General features: G+C 70.9%; 16 protein-coding genes. 9 read left to right on the plus strand and 7 right to left on the minus strand.

What is annotated here, in order from left to right:
* The 7 genes from ENE75_RS19425 to ENE75_RS19455 all read left to right on the plus strand — a co-directional run bounded on the left by ENE75_RS19425 (position 1) and on the right by ENE75_RS19455 (position 7,222).
* The gene (locus ENE75_RS19425; RefSeq protein WP_128200018.1) at positions 1-1,044 is read left to right on the plus strand and encodes an ArsJ-associated glyceraldehyde-3-phosphate dehydrogenase; all 1,044 of its coding nucleotides are present in this window, start codon (positions 1-3) and stop codon (positions 1,042-1,044) included.
* Positions 1,045-1,057: 13 nt separating this feature from the next.
* Positions 1,058-2,296 (plus strand): organoarsenical effux MFS transporter ArsJ, encoded by a 1,239-nt coding sequence (arsJ, locus tag ENE75_RS19430; RefSeq protein WP_199232361.1) that lies wholly within the window; start codon positions 1,058-1,060, stop codon positions 2,294-2,296.
* 39 nt (positions 2,297-2,335) lie between these two features.
* Entirely contained in the window at positions 2,336-2,830 is a 495-nt protein-coding gene (locus ENE75_RS19435; RefSeq protein ID WP_128199981.1) for an arsenate reductase ArsC, read from the plus strand.
* Positions 2,831-2,855: 25 nt separating this feature from the next.
* Entirely contained in the window at positions 2,856-3,917 is a 1,062-nt protein-coding gene (arsB, locus tag ENE75_RS19440) for an ACR3 family arsenite efflux transporter (protein WP_128199982.1), read from the plus strand.
* Between the two features lie 42 nt (positions 3,918-3,959).
* The gene (locus ENE75_RS19445) at positions 3,960-4,703 is read left to right on the plus strand and encodes a Rieske (2Fe-2S) protein (RefSeq protein ID WP_128199983.1); all 744 of its coding nucleotides are present in this window, start codon (positions 3,960-3,962) and stop codon (positions 4,701-4,703) included.
* A gap of 201 nt (positions 4,704-4,904) precedes the next feature.
* Entirely contained in the window at positions 4,905-6,644 is a 1,740-nt protein-coding gene (locus tag ENE75_RS19450) for a PQQ-dependent methanol/ethanol family dehydrogenase (protein WP_128199984.1), read from the plus strand.
* Positions 6,641-7,222, plus strand: coding sequence for a hypothetical protein (locus ENE75_RS19455; protein ID WP_199232362.1), 582 nt, complete (start codon positions 6,641-6,643; stop codon positions 7,220-7,222). The genes ENE75_RS19450 and ENE75_RS19455 overlap by 4 nt, the downstream gene beginning before the upstream one ends.
* A 7-nt stretch (positions 7,223-7,229) precedes the next feature.
* Here the strand turns inward: ENE75_RS19455 and ENE75_RS19460 are convergent, their stop codons facing one another.
* Complete coding sequence (locus tag ENE75_RS19460; RefSeq protein ID WP_128199986.1) at positions 7,230-9,512, minus strand: TonB-dependent receptor; 2,283 nt, start codon at positions 9,510-9,512, stop codon at positions 7,230-7,232.
* 56 nt (positions 9,513-9,568) lie between these two features.
* On the opposite strand from ENE75_RS19460, the gene ENE75_RS19465 reads away from it, so the two are divergent.
* Positions 9,569-10,852: a sensor histidine kinase gene (locus tag ENE75_RS19465; protein ID WP_158289017.1), complete on the plus strand. Its 1,284-nt coding sequence runs from the start codon at positions 9,569-9,571 to the stop codon at positions 10,850-10,852.
* Complete coding sequence (locus ENE75_RS19470) at positions 10,849-11,490, plus strand: response regulator transcription factor (RefSeq protein ID WP_128199988.1); 642 nt, start codon at positions 10,849-10,851, stop codon at positions 11,488-11,490. Before ENE75_RS19465 ends, ENE75_RS19470 begins: the two co-directional genes overlap by 4 nt.
* A gap of 27 nt (positions 11,491-11,517) precedes the next feature.
* Here the strand turns inward: ENE75_RS19470 and ENE75_RS19475 are convergent, their stop codons facing one another.
* The 6 genes from ENE75_RS19475 to ENE75_RS19500 all read right to left on the minus strand — a co-directional run bounded on the left by ENE75_RS19475 (position 11,518) and on the right by ENE75_RS19500 (position 15,553).
* On the minus strand, positions 11,518-11,910 hold the full coding sequence (locus tag ENE75_RS19475; RefSeq protein ID WP_128199989.1) for a c-type cytochrome: 393 nt from the start codon (positions 11,908-11,910) through the stop codon (positions 11,518-11,520).
* Positions 11,911-12,071: 161 nt separating this feature from the next.
* Positions 12,072-13,061 carry a tripartite tricarboxylate transporter substrate binding protein gene (locus tag ENE75_RS19480; RefSeq protein WP_128199990.1) on the minus strand — a complete coding sequence of 330 codons (990 nt, stop codon included), beginning with the start codon at positions 13,059-13,061 and terminating at the stop codon, positions 12,072-12,074.
* Positions 13,052-13,750, minus strand: a complete 699-nt coding sequence (locus tag ENE75_RS19485; RefSeq protein ID WP_233259175.1) for a hypothetical protein — start codon at positions 13,748-13,750, stop codon at positions 13,052-13,054. Before ENE75_RS19485 ends, ENE75_RS19480 begins: the two co-directional genes overlap by 10 nt.
* 2 nt (positions 13,751-13,752) lie before the next feature.
* Entirely contained in the window at positions 13,753-14,253 is a 501-nt protein-coding gene (locus ENE75_RS19490) for a hypothetical protein (protein ID WP_128199991.1), read from the minus strand.
* 78 nt (positions 14,254-14,331) lie between these two features.
* Positions 14,332-14,934 carry a hypothetical protein gene (locus tag ENE75_RS19495; protein ID WP_128199992.1) on the minus strand — a complete coding sequence of 201 codons (603 nt, stop codon included), beginning with the start codon at positions 14,932-14,934 and terminating at the stop codon, positions 14,332-14,334.
* Positions 14,935-14,938: 4 nt separating this feature from the next.
* Positions 14,939-15,553: a MotA/TolQ/ExbB proton channel family protein gene (locus ENE75_RS19500; protein WP_128199993.1), complete on the minus strand. Its 615-nt coding sequence runs from the start codon at positions 15,551-15,553 to the stop codon at positions 14,939-14,941.
* Between the last annotated feature and the right edge of the window lie 182 nt (positions 15,554-15,735).

Raw genomic sequence — 15,735 nt, forward strand, 5'->3', positions numbered from 1 at the left:
GTGCGCGTAGGCATCAACGGCATGGGGCGGATCGGGCGGCTGGCCCTGCGAGCGGCGATGGGTGCTGCCGAACGGCCAGCAGACGACCCGCGGGCCGACAACCGGCTCGAGGTGGTGCACCTCAACGAGATCAAGGGGGGTGCGGCGGCCACGGCGCACCTGCTGGCCTTCGACAGCGTGCAGGGCCGCTGGCGCGCCGACATCGCTGCCGAGGGCGACGACGCCGTCCGCATCGGCGACCGGCGGCTCGGCTTCTCGTCGCACGCCACGGCGGCCGAGATCCCCTGGGGCGACCTGGGCGTGGACCTGGTGCTGGAGTGCACCGGCAAGTTCCTGACGCCCGACACGCTGCAGGGCCACCTTGACCGCGGCGCCAGGCGTGTGATCGTCGCTGCGCCAGTGAAGGTCGGCGATGTACTGAACATCGTGGTCGGCATCAACCACCACCTGTACGACCCGGCACGACACCGCATCGTCACCGCCGCGTCCTGCACCACCAACTGCCTGGCGCCGGTGGTCAAGGTGGTGCACGAAGCCCTGGGCATCCGCCACGGTCAGATCACCACCATCCACGACCCGACCAACACCAACCTGGTGGTCGACGCGCCGCACAAGGACCTGCGCCGCGCACGCAGCGCCATGCTCAGCCTGGCGCCCACCACCACCGGCAGCGCCACCGCCATCGCACTCATCTACCCGGAGCTCAAGGGCAAGCTCAACGGGCATGCGGTGCGCGCGCCGGTGCTCAACGCCTCGCTCACCGACTGCGTGTTCGAACTTCAGCGCCCGACGTCGGCCGACGAGGTCAATGCCCTGTTCGCCGCAGCCGCGGCCGGGCCGCTGGCCGGCATCCTGGGCTACGAGACGCGGCCGCTGGTCAGCGCAGACTACGCCCGCGACACGCACAGCAGCATCGTCGATGCACTGTCGACCATGGTCACCGACGGCACGCTGCTGAAGGTCTACGCCTGGTACGACAACGAGATGGGCTATGCCTGCCGCATGGTGGACCTGGCCTGCCACCTGCAGCAGCAGGGCCTGTGAGCCGGGGTACGGCATGAACGCGGGCACGCGGCACTACCTCACCGTCACCGCGGCGTACTGGGGCTTCACGCTCAGCGACGGCGCGCTGCGCATGCTGGTGCTGCTGCACTTCTACCAGCTGGGCTATTCGCCCTTCACGCTGGCCTTCCTGTTCCTGCTCTACGAGGCGATGGGCGTGGTGGCCAACCTGGTGGGCGGCTGGCTGGCCACGCGCTATGGCATCGCACGCATGCTGGTGGTGGGCCTGGCCACGCAGATCACGGGCTTCCTGCTGCTGTCGGCGCTGTCGCCCGACTGGACGGCGGTGATGTCGGTGGCCTGGGTGGTGCTGGCGCAGGGTGTGTGCGGCGTCGCGAAGGACCTGACCAAGACCGCCAGCAAGTCGGCCATCAAGCTCACCGCCGGCAACGCGCAGGGCCAGTTGTTCAAGTGGGTCGCCTTCTTCACCGGCAGCAAAAACGCGATGAAGGGCGTGGGCTTCTTCCTCGGCGGCATCCTGCTGCAGACCGTCGGGTTCAAGGCCGCGCTGTGGCTGATGGCGGCGCTGCTGGCGGGGGTGCTGGTAGGCGTGCTCGGCTTCGTGCCGCGGCTGATGGGCAAGAGCAAGGCGTCGAAGTCCGCCAGGGAGCTGTTCGCCAAGAACCGCGGCATCAACCTGCTGGCGGCGGCGCGGGTGGCGCTGTTCGGCGCGCGCGACGTCTGGTTCGTGGTCGGCGTGCCGGTGTTTCTGTATTCGGCGGGCTGGACCTTCACGATGGTCGGCGGCTTCCTGGCGTTGTGGACCATCGGCTACGGCGCGGTGCAGGCCCTGGCGCCGGCGCTGGTGCGCCGCAGTGTGGACGGCCTGAGCACCGAGGTGCCGGCCGCCCGACTGTGGTCGGGCCTGCTGGCCGTGGTGCCGGCCGTGCTGGCGGCACTGGTCATCGGCGACGTGCCGCACCTGGAGTGGATCGTCGTCGCCGGCCTCGGGGTCTTCGGCTTTGCCTTCGCCGTCAACTCGTCGGTGCACTCCTACCTGGTGCTGGCCTATGCCGGCTCGGAGAAGGCGGCCGAGGACGTGGGCTTCTACTACGCCGCCAACGCCATGGGCCGCTTCTTCGGCACGCTGATGTCGGGCCTGCTGTACCAGTGGGGCGGCCTGGCCTGGTCGCTGGCCGGCTCGGCCGCGATGCTGGCCACCTGCTGGGCGGTGACGCTGGTGCTGCCGGTGCAGCGCAGCCTGGATCCAACGCCCTTCCCCCAAGGCCGCTGAAACGCCCCTGCAATCCACCGCCCCCCCTGGAGACGTCGCATGACCAACAAGATCTTCAACGTCCTGTTCATCTGCACACGCAACTCGGCCCGATCCATCATGGCCGAAGGCATCCTCAACGGCCTCGGCCAAGGCCGGTTCAAGGCCCATTCTGCCGGCAGCCACCCCGGCGGCACTGTGCACCCGGTGGCGCTGCAGACGTTGGCGGCGATGAATCTGCCCACCGAGGGCTACTGCAGCAAGGACTGGGCCGAATTCGCGCGTCCAGGCGCGCCGGAGCTGGACTTCGTCTTCACCGTCTGCGACCAGGCGGCCGGCGAAGCCTGCCCGGTCTGGCCCGGCCAGCCGATGACGGCGCACTGGGGCGTGGCCGATCCCGCGGCCTTCGACGGCGATGCCGAGTCCACGGCGAAGGTGTTCCGCGACGCGGCGCTGGTGCTCCGCCGGCGCATCGAGTTGATGCTGTCGCTGCCAATGGCCTCGCTGGACCGCCTGTCGCTGCAGCAGGAGCTGCGCGCCATCGGCCAGCGCTGAGCGCCGCGCGCGCGTTGGCCACCCGATGAATCTGTTCGAACGCTGGCTCACCGTCTGGGTGGCCCTCTGCATCGTCGTCGGCATCGCACTCGGCCAGGCCTTTCCCGGCCCGGTGCAGGCCCTGGGCCGCATGGAGGTGGCCCAGGTCAACCTGCCGGTGGGGCTGCTGATCTGGGTGATGATCATCCCGATGCTGCTGCGCGTGGACTTCGGCGCGCTGGGCCAGGTGGGCCGGCACTGGCGCGGCATCGGCGTCACGCTGTTCGTGAACTGGGCGGTCAAGCCGTTCTCGATGGCGCTGCTGGGCTGGCTCTTCATCCGCCAGGTGTTCGCGCCCTGGCTGCCGGCAGAGCAGTTGGACAGCTACGTGGCCGGCCTGATCCTGCTGGCCGCGGCGCCCTGCACGGCCATGGTCTTCGTCTGGAGCCGGCTCACCAACGGCGACCCGCTGTTCACGCTCAGCCAGGTGGCGCTGAACGACACCATCATGGTCTTCGCCTTCGCGCCCATCGTGGCGCTGCTGCTGGGGCTGTCGGCCATCACCGTGCCCTGGGCGACGCTGCTGGTGTCGGTGGGCCTGTACATCGTGGTGCCGGTGATCGCCGCACAGGTCATCCGCCGGGCCCTGCTGCGGCGCGGCGGCACCGCTGCGCTGGAGGCCGCGCTGGCCCGCATCGGCCCCTGGTCGGTGGCCGCGCTGCTCGCCACGCTGGTGCTGCTGTTCGCCTTCCAGGGCCGGGCCATCCTGGCCCAGCCGCTGGTCATCGCCATGCTGGCGGTGCCCATCCTCATCCAGGTGGTCTTCAACGCGGCCCTGGCCTACGGCCTGAACCGGCGGCTGGGCGAGTCGCATGCCGTGGCCTGCCCGTCGGCGCTCATCGGCGCCAGCAACTTCTTCGAGCTGGCGGTGGCGGCGGCGATCAGCCTGTTCGGCTTCGAATCCGGCGCGGCGCTGGCCACCGTGGTGGGGGTACTGATCGAGGTGCCGCTGATGCTGGCCGTGGTGCACGTGGTTAAGCGCAGCCGGCGCTGGTACGACGCCGGTGCCGCGCGGGCGCGACAGACTGTCGCGGGCGCCTCCGGGTGATCCCGTTGTCTGCGCCGGGCGGCTGCGGTAGTGTGCCGAGCCATGCAGCCCTCGCATGATGCCGACCCCGCCGACGACCTCGACGACCCCGACCGCCGCGCGCTGATGCACGGCGCCGCCTGCATGGCCGGCGCCTGGGCCGCCACCGGCGCGCTGCCGGCCGTGGCCGGCACGGCGCGGGACTTCGCCCCCGCCCTGCTGGTGGACGAGCGCGGCGACCCGTTCCGCGCCGCGGCGCTGAAGCCCGGGGAGGCCTGGCTGTTCAACTACCCGTTCGCCGCCTCGCCGGTGTTCCTGCTGCGGCTGGACAGGCCGGTCAAGCCCGCCGAACTGCAGACCGAGGACAAGACCCGCTACACCACCCCGGCCGGCGTTGGCCCGCAGTCCAGCATCGTGGCCTTCTCGGCCATCTGCAGCCACCAGCTGATGTACCCCACGGCGGCCATCAGCTTCATCGGCCTGCGCAAGGGCGTGGGCAAGGAGCCGGCGCACGTGATCCACTGCTGCGGCGACGACTCGCGCTACGACCCGGCCGCCGGCGCCCGCGTGCTGGCCGGCCCGGCGCCACAGCCGCTGGCGGCCGTGCCGCTGGCCTGGGATGCCACCGCCGACACCCTGCGCGCCCAAGGCGTGGTGGGCGGCGACCGTTTCGACGCCTTCTTCGAGAAGTACGCCTTCCGTCTCGAGATGGAGCGCGGCGGCCAGGCCCGTTCACGGGCGGCGGCCACCACCGTCGTGCGCCCGGCCAGCCGCTACAGCCGGCAGTGGCAGAACTGCCCGGCCTGACCCACCCTACCCTCCGGCGCGCACCTGGCGCCGTCCCGGCGGCACGCCGGGTGTCACAGTCGAACGCACCGTTCTGGTACAGGCTTCAGGGTTAGCCCCCTGGTTCCGCGTCGTCTTGTCAGGCGTACCTTTCGGCCCGTCGCGACAGGGGCGGGAAAGGTTCCCGCAGCGACGATGTTCCACAGGACTGGAGAGGACGGAATGCGAAACAAACTCTTGAGCCTGCTGGTCGGCGCTGCGCTGACCTCGCTGGGCGCGCAGGCGGCGGTGACCGACGCGATGATCGAAAACGACGCCAAGACGCCGGGCGACGTGCTCTCCTGGGGCATCGGCCAGCAGGGCCAGCGCTACTCGCCGCTGAAGCAGATCAACGCCGGCACCATCGGCAAGCTGGTGCCAGCGTGGTCGTTCTCGTTCGGCGGCGAGAAGCAGCGTGGCCAGGAAAGCCAGCCGCTGATCCACGACGGCATCATGTTCGTCACCGGCTCGTACTCGCGCATCTTCGCGCTCGACGCCAAGACCGGCCGCAAGCTCTGGAAGTACGAGCACCGCTTGCCCGACGGCATCATGCCCTGCTGCGACGTGATCAACCGCGGCGCCGCGCTGTACGACAACCTGGTCATCTTCGCCACGCTGGACGCGCAACTGGTGGCGCTGGACCAGAAGACCGGCGACGTGGTCTGGAAGGAGAAGATCGACGACTACGCCGCCGGCTACAGTGCCAGCGCCGCACCGCTGATCGCGCAGGGCCTGCTGCTGACCGGCGTGTCCGGCGGCGAGTTCGGCGTGGTGGGCCGCGTGGAGGCGCGCAACCCCAAGACCGGCCAGATGGTGTGGACGCGCCCGGTGGTCGAGGGCCACATGGGCTTCACCTACGACAAGGACGGCAACGCCAAGGAGAACGGCACCAGCGGCACCCCGGGCAAGACCTGGCCGGGCGACCTGTGGAAGACCGGCGGCGCCGCCACCTGGCTGGGCGGCACCTACAACCCGAAGACCGGCCTGGCCTACTTCGGCACCGGCAACCCGGCGCCGTGGAACAGCCACCTGCGCAAGGGCGACAACCTCTACTCCACGTCCACCGTCGCCATCGACGTGAAGACCGGGCAGATCGTCTGGCACTACCAGAACACGCCCAACGACGGCTGGGACTACGACGGCGTCAACGAGTTCATCACCTACGACGACGGCGGCAAGGTGCTGGGCGGCAAGGCCGACCGCAATGGCTTCTTCTACGTCAACGACGCCAAGACCGGCCAGTTGGTCAATGCCTTCCCCTTCGTCAAGAAGATCACCTGGGCCACCGGCATCGACCTGAAGACCGGCCGCCCGAACTTCGTGCCCGAGAACCGCCCCGGCGACCCGACCGCCGGCGCCGACGGCAAGAAGGGCAACGTGGTCTTCTCGGCCCCCAGCTTCCTGGGCGGCAAGAACCAGATGCCGATGGCCTACAGCCCGGAGACCAAGCTGTTCTACGTGCCGGCCAACGAGTGGGGCATGGAGATCTGGAACGAGCCGGTCACCTACAAGAAGGGCGCCGCCTACCTGGGCGCCGGCTTCACGATCAAGACGCTGGGCGACGGCCCCATCGGTGCCCTGCGCGCGATGGACCCGAAGACCGGCAAGATCGTCTGGGAAGTGCCCAACAACGCGCCGCTGTGGGGCGGCGTGCTGACCACCGGCGGCAACCTGGTGTTCTGGGGCACGCCGGAAGGCTACCTGCAGGCGGCGGACGCCAAGACCGGCAAGGTGGTCTGGAAGTTCCAGACCGGCTCTGGCGTGGTGGCCCCGCCGGTGACCTGGGAAGACAAGGGCGAGCAGTACGTGGCCGTGGTCTCCGGCTGGGGCGGCGCCGTGCCGCTGTGGGGCGGCGACGTGGCCAAGAAGGTCAACTACCTCGAGCAGGGTGGCTCGGTGTGGGTGTTCAAGCTGCTGAAGTGACCGCGCACCTGCGACGGACGATGAAGGGGCTGCCGCGAGGCGGCCCCTTTTTGCTGGTGGCGGCCCTGCTGGCGGGCGGCGCCCTGGCCACGCCCGACGGCAAGCGCAACGTCACGCTGCATGCGCGCGACGGCAGCACGGTGGTCATCGGCCAGGTGACGTTCACGCCGCAGCCCGACGGCAGCGCGCACTTCGCGCTGACGATGGACCACGCTCGCTTTGGCGACCACTTCCTGTCGATGCGCGAGTTCAAGTGCCTGCCCGGCGGCACCGAGATCCTGTGCCACGTGCCCTACCCCTACGCGCAGCCGGGCACGGTGCGCGACGGTGACCTGGCCTGGCTGGAGCACGCGCTGCTGTTCATGTTCAAGAAGCCCAGCGAGTTCGGCGCCAAGCTCTGGAACGGGGTCTACTGGTCCTTGAAGCCGGAAGGCCAGGGCTGGGTCGGCACGCCGCAGGCGGTCGACCTGAACCTGATCAGTGCCCCGCCCGACAAACCCGGCCCACCCTTTCGCAAGCCGCTGCGCGACGACATGCCGGCCGACGCACGCTGGTTCGTGCGCCTGACGATCGACTGAACCCGCTTCAGAACATCCAGCGCAGCCCCAGCCGCCAGCCGCGCGGTGCGATGGGTGCCACGAACAGCGCGTCGGCCTCGTCGCCGCTGTAGGCACCGTCGGCGTCGAACAGCGTCTCGGCCAGCGCGCCGAAGCTGGCGGCTCGGCGATCGAAGATGTTGTCGACGCCGACGAAGAGTTCGAGGTCCGGCGTCGGCTGCCAGCGTGCCTGCAGGTTGAGCACCGCGTAGCCGGGCACGGAGAAGTCGGCCGTGTCGTCTTCGTCGTCGTCGAAGCGGCCGTCCTCGTTGCCGGCGCTGGTGCGCCGGGACACCGCCTGCAGGTCCGCACCCAGCCACCAGCCCGGCGCCGGCGCCCAGGCAACATGCGCCTTCAGCTGGTGCCGCGGCAGCCCGGCGATCGGCATGCCCGGGCTCACCACCACGTTGCGCTCGCCCACGCGCAGCACGCCGTCGGCCTCGTAGGTGGCGCGCAGGTGGCTGTAGCCGATGCCCCCTTCCCAGAGGCCACCGCGCCAGCGCCACTCCGCGTCCAGGCCCTGGTGCCGCGTGCGTTCGAAGTTGCGGAAGTAGCCCAGCTGGCCGGTGACGCTGACACTTGAGAACAGGATGTCGTCGCGGTTGTCCAGCCGGTACAGCGTCAGTGACCCGCCATGGCCCTGGCGACCGCCGAAACGCAGGCCGGCCTCCAGGCTGGTGGTGCGCACCGGTGCCAGGTAGGGGTCGGCCTGCAGGCCCGACGGCAGGCGGCAGGGCTCTTCCGGATCGGCGCAGCCGAGCTCGATCACGGTCGGCACCCGCGTGTTGCGCGCCGCGTTGGCGAACAGCGTCACCGCGCCCAGGCGCTGCGCGATGCCCAGCGCCGGGTTGAGGTGCCGGTAGTCGAAGGACTCGCGGGGTTTGGCCTCCAACTCGCCGGTGTCGTCGTCGACGCTGGTCAGCGTGTTGGCCACACGCGCGTGGTTCCAGCGCAGCGTGGCGGTCAGGTGCGTGGTGGGCGTGATCGACCAGGTGTCGCTCGCGTGAAGGCCCAGGCTGCGTGTCGAACCGCGGACCGCGGCGCTGAGCTCGGCCTCTTCGCCGTCGATGGGGTCGACGCCGCGCGTGGGGTCGAAGCTGCCCGCCTGCTCGGTCTGTTCGTAGCGCACCTGCGCCACGTCCAGCGACAGGCCGGCCTGCCAGCGGTGGCTGCCCGCACGCCCCGACAGGCCCAGCGACAGCCCGACGGCCTCCTGGCGCGTGGCCGTGCGGTTGAAGCTGGCGTTGGCTTCGTCGTCGTCATCACCGCCATCGTCACCATCACCGTCGTCGTCCTCGTCGGCTTCGTCGCCGTTGATCGTCGTCCGGCGCGCCTGCCGGCCGTACAGCAGCGCCTCAGCCAGCATGTCGTCGCCCAGCGCCATCGACCCGCGCAGCGACAGCAGCGTGGCCTCGTTGCGTGTCTGGTCCGGGTGGGTGTAGACCGCCGCGCGGTCGACGCTGCCGATGGACGCCGCGCGCTCGTCGGGTTCCTCGAACGTGAACTGCGGCACCAGGCCGTTGCCCACCAACGTACTGCGCCCGCTCAGCAGCGTCAGGCCCAGGTCACCTGCATCGGTGCGCAGGCCCAGCTTGCCCACCAACACGCCCCGGCGGCCGGGCGAGAAGTCGCGCCAGCCGTCCTCCTCAAACAGTTGCAGCCCCAGGTAGTGCGTCCACGGCCCAGCTTGGCCGCCGTGGGACAGCGTGGCCTGCCGGCGTCCAGAGCTGCCGGCCTCCAGTTCGGTCTGCCACCCCGGCGCGCTGCGGCCGTCCACCGTGGTCAGGGCCACGGCCCCGCCCAGCGTGTTCAGCCCGAAGGCCGGGTTCGCCCCCGGCACCAGGGCAACGCTGTCGAAGGCGAAGTCGGGCAGCAGGTCCCAGCTGACCACGTCACCGAAGGCCTCGTTCACGCGTACCCCGTCGAGGTACACCGAGAGCCCCTGCGCCGCGCCAAGCAGCCCGGAAGCGCGGAAGCCCCTGAAGCTCAGGTCCCCCTGGTAGGGGCTGCCCTGGATATCGTTGACGACCACCCCGGTGGCTGCACGCGCCAGCGCCGCGCTGCCGTGCGTGGCGCTGGACCGCTGCAGGTCGTCGCGCCGCCGCACCTGGGTGGCGTAGGGCAGCAGGTCGCGGTCCACGCCCTGGCCGGGCAACGGCGCCGTGCCGATCACCTCGACCCGCTGGGTCGCCGCCTCCTGCGCCTGTGCGCCACCCCAGGCCAACCCCAGGGCCGCGGCCAGGGGTCGCAGGGCATGCTTGTGCCATGTCATCGTCTCGTCTCCTTACGCTGGATGTCTCTGGCGCCACGACCGCAAGCCCCGTGCCCGTGGCGCCGGGAGAAGCTCCCGACCTTCACCTGGAACTGCCGGGCCGGTTGCTGCGCGCTGCGGCCGGCGTGCTGGCCGCCGCGGTGGTGGCGATCGCCGCGTTCGGCGCCTGGCGCGCTGCGGGCGACACCGAGCAGGAGATGGCTGGCGCCCTGGCCCTGGCCACGCTGCTGCACCGCGTGACGGGCCTGTCGGCGCTGGACGATGCCCGCCTGCTGGCCGAACTGCAGGCGCTGCAGCGGGATCACCCGCTGCGCCACCTGCAGCTGGGCCTGCTCGACCACGACGGCGTGCTGCGCCTGGGCACGGTGCCGCAGGCGTCCACGCCCTCGGCCCCCGCCCCGCTGCGCTGGAGCCTCGACCGCCCGGCAGGCCCGGCCTGGACTCTGCTGCTCGGCCCCAGCCCAGACAGCGAACAGCGCGAGGCCCGGGCCGGGCTGCTGCCGATGCTGGCCTTGGTGGTGGCCGCCGCCCTGGCGGTTCTGGCGCTGATGCGCTGGCAGCTGCAGCGCGCGCTGATGCCGATGCGCACGCTGCTGCGGGCGATCGAGCAGCCCCGCCCCGGCCAGCCCCTGCCGGCCATGCCAGTGCGCGAACTGCAGGCCCTGAGTGATGCCCTGACGCGGGCACAGGCGGAGCGCGAGCGGCTGAGCCGGCGCCTGCAGACGGTGCAGGAGCAGACGCGGCAACGCCTGGCGCAGGAACTGCACGACGAACTGGGGCAACGGCTCACGGCCATGCGGCTGGACGCCACGGTGCTGCAACGCACCGCGGCCTCGCCTGAAGCGGCCGCGCTGGCTGCCGGGCTGGCCGCGCAGGCGCAGGCGGCGCAGGCCGAGGTGCGCGACCTGCTGGCCCGGCTGGCGCCCCGCGCCGGCGACGGCACGCCGGCCCATCTGGCCGACCTGTTGACCGACCTGGCATCGGCCCAGCGGAGCCTCGACGTCCACCTGTCGCTGGACCTGGGCGATCAACCACTGAGCGTTGACCTCGCCAACGCCGTGTTCCGCCTCAGCCAGGAGGGGCTGACCAACGTCTGCCGTCACGCGCAGGCCCGGCAGGCCTGGTTGACCGTGTCACGCCACGGCCACGTGCTGCGCTGGCACCTGGCCGACGACGGCGTCGGCGTGGAGGACATGGCCGCGGCCAGCCAGCGGGGCAGCGGCCTGGCCGGGATGCGCGAACGCATCTGGGCCTGGGGTGGTGACCTGCTGCTGCAGCGTCACCCGGCCGGTGGCCTGCAGCTCAGCGCCGAACTGCAGGTTGTCGGTGGCGACCGATGAGCGACACCGTGCTGAGGGTGGCGCTGGTCGACGACCATGCCATGGTGCGGGCGGGCCAGGCCCGGTTGCTGGCGCTGGAACCCGACCTGAGCGTGGTGGCCGAGTACGCCGACGCCGATGCCGCCTTCGACGCCCTGCGTGCCGCACCACACACCGTGGACGTGCTGGTGCTCGACATCTCGCTGCCCGGGCGCAGCGGCCTGGACCTGCTGCGCCGGGTGACGATGCACTGGCCGCGGCTGGCGGTGCTGGTGTGCTCGATGCACGACAGCCCGTCGATGCTGGCGCAGGCGCTGGCGGCCGGCGCGCGCGGGTTCGTCACCAAGGCCAGCGACCCGGGCGTGCTCGTCGATGCCATCCGGTCGGTGGCGCGCGGCGAGCAGGCACTGTCGCCGGACCTGCAGGCCTTTCACGGGCAACCGGCCAAGGGCCTGTCGCACGACACCCTGTCTCCGCGCGAGTTCGAGGTGCTGCTGCGCCTGGCCCGGGGCGAGAGCGTGGACGCCATCGCCACCAGCCTGCACCTCAGCACCAAGCGTGTGGCCAACCTGCAGAGCAGCGTACGCGCCAAGCTGGCGCTAAGCAATGCCGTGGAGCTGGTGCACTACGCGCGTCGCAACGGCCTGGTCACCGAATGAGCCCGTGCCGCGTGGGCACGGACGGCCTCACTTCTGCGGCTTCAGCGCCAGGATCCAGCCCACCAGCTCGCGCGTCTGGGCTTCGTCCAGCACCACCGCGTTGGGCGGCATGGCAATGCCCGAGACCTTGCCCTTCCAGTGGCTGGCATAGGGGTTGGAGCCGGCGCGCACGATGCGCGTGAGTTCGTCGGCGGCGCCGGCCTGGCCGCGGTAGCGGTCGGCCACGTCGCGCCAGGCGGGGCCTATGGGCTTGAGGCCGCCCGGCCCCTTGTCGGTGTGGTCCACGGTGTGGCAGGTGCCGCAGCCACCGTCGCGCGCCAGCTTCTGTGCGGCGGCATCGTCGGCAGCCTGCGCGGCCGGCAGGGCAAGCAGGAGGCAGGCCGCCAGCGCGGCGGCGTGCGTAGAGGCGAGGCACTTCATCGTCGATTCCAGTTCGCCGGACGACCCGGCGATCCGAAGCTTGGCGCCGCGCCCGGCCGCCCGCTTGCGGCAGGTCAAGCGCTGGAATCAATTTGTCAGCACGGCACAGCGCTGTCCCAGAGGCGCACGTGCGATGTGGCAGCGTGACACAGCGCAACCGGTCATTCCTTGCGCGCCAGGCCCAGACGCTGCACGGCCAGCCGCTCCGCCTCGTAGGCGGCGCGCATCGCGCGGCCATAGTCCTGCGGCCCCAGGTAGGCCAGCACCTGGTCGTACTTGGCCAGTTCGGCCACGTGGGCCGGGGCCTGCATCGCGGCACGGAAGGCGTCGTGCAGCACCTGCACCACCTCGGCCGGCATGCCCGCCGGGCCGGCCAGGCCGTAGGGCGATTCGGCCACGATGCCGTGGCCCAGCTCCTTCAGCGTGGGCACTTGGTTCCAGCGGCGCGAGCGCTGCGCACCCATGGTCGCCAGCAGGCGCAGCTGGCCGTTGTCGACGAAGGGCGCGAAGCCGTTGGAATTGACGCCCACCATCACCTGGCCCGACGCGACCGCCAGCATCTGTTCCGACGTGCCCTTGTACGGCACGTGCAGCCACTTCAGCCCGCGCGCGCCGAACAGCTGTTCGAGCACCAGGTGCGGCGTGGTGCCGAAGCCGTTGGTGGCGATGGACAGGCGCCCCGGGTTGGCGCGCGCGTGTTCGAACAGGTCGTCCAGCGTGCGGAACGGGCTGGCCTCGGGCACCACGATGCCGAAGGTCACGCCGCTGATCTGGATGATGGGCGTGGTGTCGCGGATCGGGTCCCAGGCCACGTGCTGCGTCCACGGCGCGCGGAACACCGGCTGCGGCATCTGCGCGATGGTGTAGCCGTCGGGCGCGGCCTGCTGCAGCATCGGCATCACCAGCGTGCCGCCGGCGCCGGCGCGGTTCTCCGTGTAGACCTTCTGGCCCAGGTGCTCACTGGCCAGTTCGGCCAGCAGACGCAGCGTCAGGTCGGTGGCACCGCCCGCGGGCCAGGGCACCCACAGCGCGATGGCGCGCGACGGGAAGCGCGTGGACGCTGCGCGGGCCGTGACGGCCAAGGCGGGCCAGCCGGCGGCCAGGCCGAGGGCGCCGAGCACGGCGCGGCGTTGCGGGTTGTTCAGTGCCATTGCAGCAACTCCATGGTCAGCACACCGCCGACGAGAAAGTTCGAGTTCGCGGGTTCCTCGCGCACCAGCTTCACGAGGCCGGGGCCGTGGCAGTACCACTCGGTGGTGCGCAGCGGCAGGTCGCGCCAGCCCACCACCGGGTCGGCGAAGAGCTTGAGCTGCGCCGTGCCCTGCACGCGCACGCAGCGTTCGAAGCGACCAGCCCGCACCTCCACCTGATCGTCCAGCGCCTCGATGGTGTAGGTCATCGGCACCTCGGGGTGGGTGTGGCGGATCTCCGGCGGGAAATCGGCCTTGCGGCGCAGCAGGTAGGGCGCGGTGGTGCTCTGCCAGCTGGTGCCCACGGCGATGGGCGCCTTGAGCACGTAGCGGCGCTGTGCGTCGGGTCGCGGTTCGGCGTCGAGGTCCGTCTTGGCCGCCACGCGGTAGACACCGCTGTCGTCCACGCGCAGGAACCATTCCACGCCGTCGGCGCTGCGGCGGCGCCAGGCCGTCACGCCACCGACCTCGGCCTCGCCTTCGGTGCTGAGCACGCGGGTCTCGTGCTCAATGACCAGGGTCTCCCACTCGGTGCGCACGTCGAAGGTCCAGTGGCGGCCGGGCTCCAACGGGAACAGCGACGCTGGCGGCGGCGGGTCGCCACAGCCGGCCAGCAGCGCGCACATCGACAGGAGCCAGGCCACGCGCATGTTCACTTCTCCGGCAGCTGCGGCAGCGGCAGGTCGCGGATCTTCACGTCCTGGTCCACGGCGCCCGGGCGCAGCCACGACAGCCCGCGCGTGCCCGCCTTGGGCGTGGCCGTGCCCATCTGAGTGATGCCCTGGCGCACCTTCTTCATGCCTTCGTCGAACAGCGAATGCAGGTCCTTGCTGTAGGGCAGCACGTAGGCGCGCGGCTGCTTCACCGGCTTGCCGTTTTCCAGCGCATTGACCCAGACGTAGAGCGCACCGTCGCGCTGCTTGCCCGGTTCCTCCACCACCAGCGCCAGCAGCACGAAGCGCTCGGGCAGCGCCTGCCGCGCCGGCCAGCCCCAGACGTCCGTCAGCGAACGCTCGGCGCCGAAGTACAGCGCCGTGACGGCCACCACCAGCAGCGCCTTGGACCACACGGGCCAGGCCGAGGCCACCAGCGCCAGCAGCAGCAGGAAGGCCAGCGCGACGAAAGCCCACAGCAGGGGGTCGGTGCTCGCCATCTCAGTGTCGCCCGGCAGTCCGAAGACATTGAGCGCCCGCTAGGGAAGACGCGAGCGAAGGCTCGCCAAGAAGTCTCATCAGATCCGCTCCACCAGCTTCTTGGCCAGCGTGCCGACACCGTCGACGCCGCCGTCCCGGTTGACGCTGAAGCGCACCGCCGTCGCCTCGTCGCCCTTGCGGGCCAGCGGCACGGTGCCGTAGTACACGACCTCGGCGCGCGGGTTGACCTTGACCACCGAGACCGTCACGTCCACCGGCTTGCCATTGCGCGTCTCGTAGTAGAAGACGTTGACGGTGTACTCGCCCGGCGCATAGCCGCGCACGGTGACGACCTCCTGGTTCAGCGGGTTGACCACCTGCTGGCCGTTGATGACCAGTGTGTCGTTGGCGGTGCCCCGGTCATCGCGGTCGAGATGCATCAGGCCGGCCTCGCGCGCGCGAAACCACACCAGGTTGCCCGATGGGTCCTGCACCCAGGTGTCGATGTCGTTGGGGTCGCCATCTGGCCAGGTGACGGTGACGATGAACTCGGCCTTGGCGTCGATCACCCCCGTCTTCGCCTTCGGGTTCATGGCCAGCAGCGCGATGGCGAACAGCATCACGAAGGCCAGCAAGGTGTTGAAAAGCAGGTCCGAGAACGGGTCCAGCTCGTCGACACGGCGCTTGCGCAGCAGGGCCATGCGGTCACTCCGGCTGCGCCAGGATGTCCGCCGCGATGCGGTCGGCCATGCGGTCCAGCAGCAGCAGCTGCAGGCCCAGCCACAGGTTGGCCGTCAGACCCACCAGCGTGGTGTAGAGCGCAATCGCCATGCCACCGGTCATCTGCTTGAGCAGGGTCTGCACCTGGTCGATGTCGAAGCTCGGCAGCTGGCCGATCTCGGTGGCCATGACGATGAAGCCCACCACCGTGCCCAGGAGCCCGAGCTTGATGGCAGCGGCCGCGAACCACCACGCCGTCTCGTGCGGGCCGTGGCTGCGCTCGCCCAGCAGCTGCGGCGCGAGGTCGGGCGTGGCGGCCCGGTCGGCGCTGTGCTGCTGGCGCCAGGCGGAACCGGGCCGCGCCTGCGCCTGCAGCCACCAGGCCCTCCGCCCGCACCAGAGCGTGACCACCAGCGCCAGCGCGATGATCGCCAGACTGATGCCGCTGGGGTCACCGTCGATGAGCGTGCGCCACCAGCCTCGGGTCTGCATCCACAGCACGCCGAACGCGGCCACGCCCACGGCTGCGGCCCAGGCCCAGAAGAGGCGTTGGGCGAGGCTGGCGATACCAGGGGCCGGGCGGGCGACCAATGCCTTCATCGCAGAGCACCTTGGACGTCTGCACTCGACCCGGAGCGGACGTTGGATACCGCGCTCGACGGCCGAGGCGGCAAGGCGGCGGCGGGTTGGCCTGTGGCGCTTAGGTCGAGCGGTCTCCGCTGCGCTCCGACTCCCCTGCGCTTCTCGGTCCCGAGGCCCGCGGCCGAACTCACTTCGCTCAC

The organism is Rubrivivax albus (assembly GCF_004016515.1).
In the GTDB taxonomy this organism is placed as follows: domain Bacteria; phylum Pseudomonadota; class Gammaproteobacteria; order Burkholderiales; family Burkholderiaceae_C; genus Rubrivivax; species Rubrivivax albus.

Excerpts from the sequence above, each read along its gene's own strand:
- arsJ (WP_199232361.1), top strand. The coding sequence starts at position 1,058 with ATGAACGCGGGCACGCGGCACTACCTCACCGTCACCGCGGCGTACTGG.
- ENE75_RS19435 (WP_128199981.1), top strand. The coding sequence starts at position 2,336 with ATGACCAACAAGATCTTCAACGTCCTGTTCATCTGCACACGCAACTCG.
- arsB (WP_128199982.1), top strand. The coding sequence starts at position 2,856 with ATGAATCTGTTCGAACGCTGGCTCACCGTCTGGGTGGCCCTCTGCATC.
- ENE75_RS19445 (WP_128199983.1), top strand. The coding sequence starts at position 3,960 with ATGCAGCCCTCGCATGATGCCGACCCCGCCGACGACCTCGACGACCCC.
- ENE75_RS19450 (WP_128199984.1), top strand. The coding sequence starts at position 4,905 with ATGCGAAACAAACTCTTGAGCCTGCTGGTCGGCGCTGCGCTGACCTCG.
- ENE75_RS19460 (WP_128199986.1), bottom strand. The coding sequence starts at position 9,512 with ATGACATGGCACAAGCATGCCCTGCGACCCCTGGCCGCGGCCCTGGGG.
- ENE75_RS19470 (WP_128199988.1), top strand. The coding sequence starts at position 10,849 with ATGAGCGACACCGTGCTGAGGGTGGCGCTGGTCGACGACCATGCCATG.
- ENE75_RS19475 (WP_128199989.1), bottom strand. The coding sequence starts at position 11,910 with ATGAAGTGCCTCGCCTCTACGCACGCCGCCGCGCTGGCGGCCTGCCTC.
- ENE75_RS19480 (WP_128199990.1), bottom strand. The coding sequence starts at position 13,061 with ATGGCACTGAACAACCCGCAACGCCGCGCCGTGCTCGGCGCCCTCGGC.
- ENE75_RS19485 (WP_233259175.1), bottom strand. The coding sequence starts at position 13,750 with ATGCGCGTGGCCTGGCTCCTGTCGATGTGCGCGCTGCTGGCCGGCTGT.
- ENE75_RS19490 (WP_128199991.1), bottom strand. The coding sequence starts at position 14,253 with ATGGCGAGCACCGACCCCCTGCTGTGGGCTTTCGTCGCGCTGGCCTTC.
- ENE75_RS19495 (WP_128199992.1), bottom strand. The coding sequence starts at position 14,934 with ATGGCCCTGCTGCGCAAGCGCCGTGTCGACGAGCTGGACCCGTTCTCG.
- ENE75_RS19500 (WP_128199993.1), bottom strand. The coding sequence starts at position 15,553 with ATGAAGGCATTGGTCGCCCGCCCGGCCCCTGGTATCGCCAGCCTCGCC.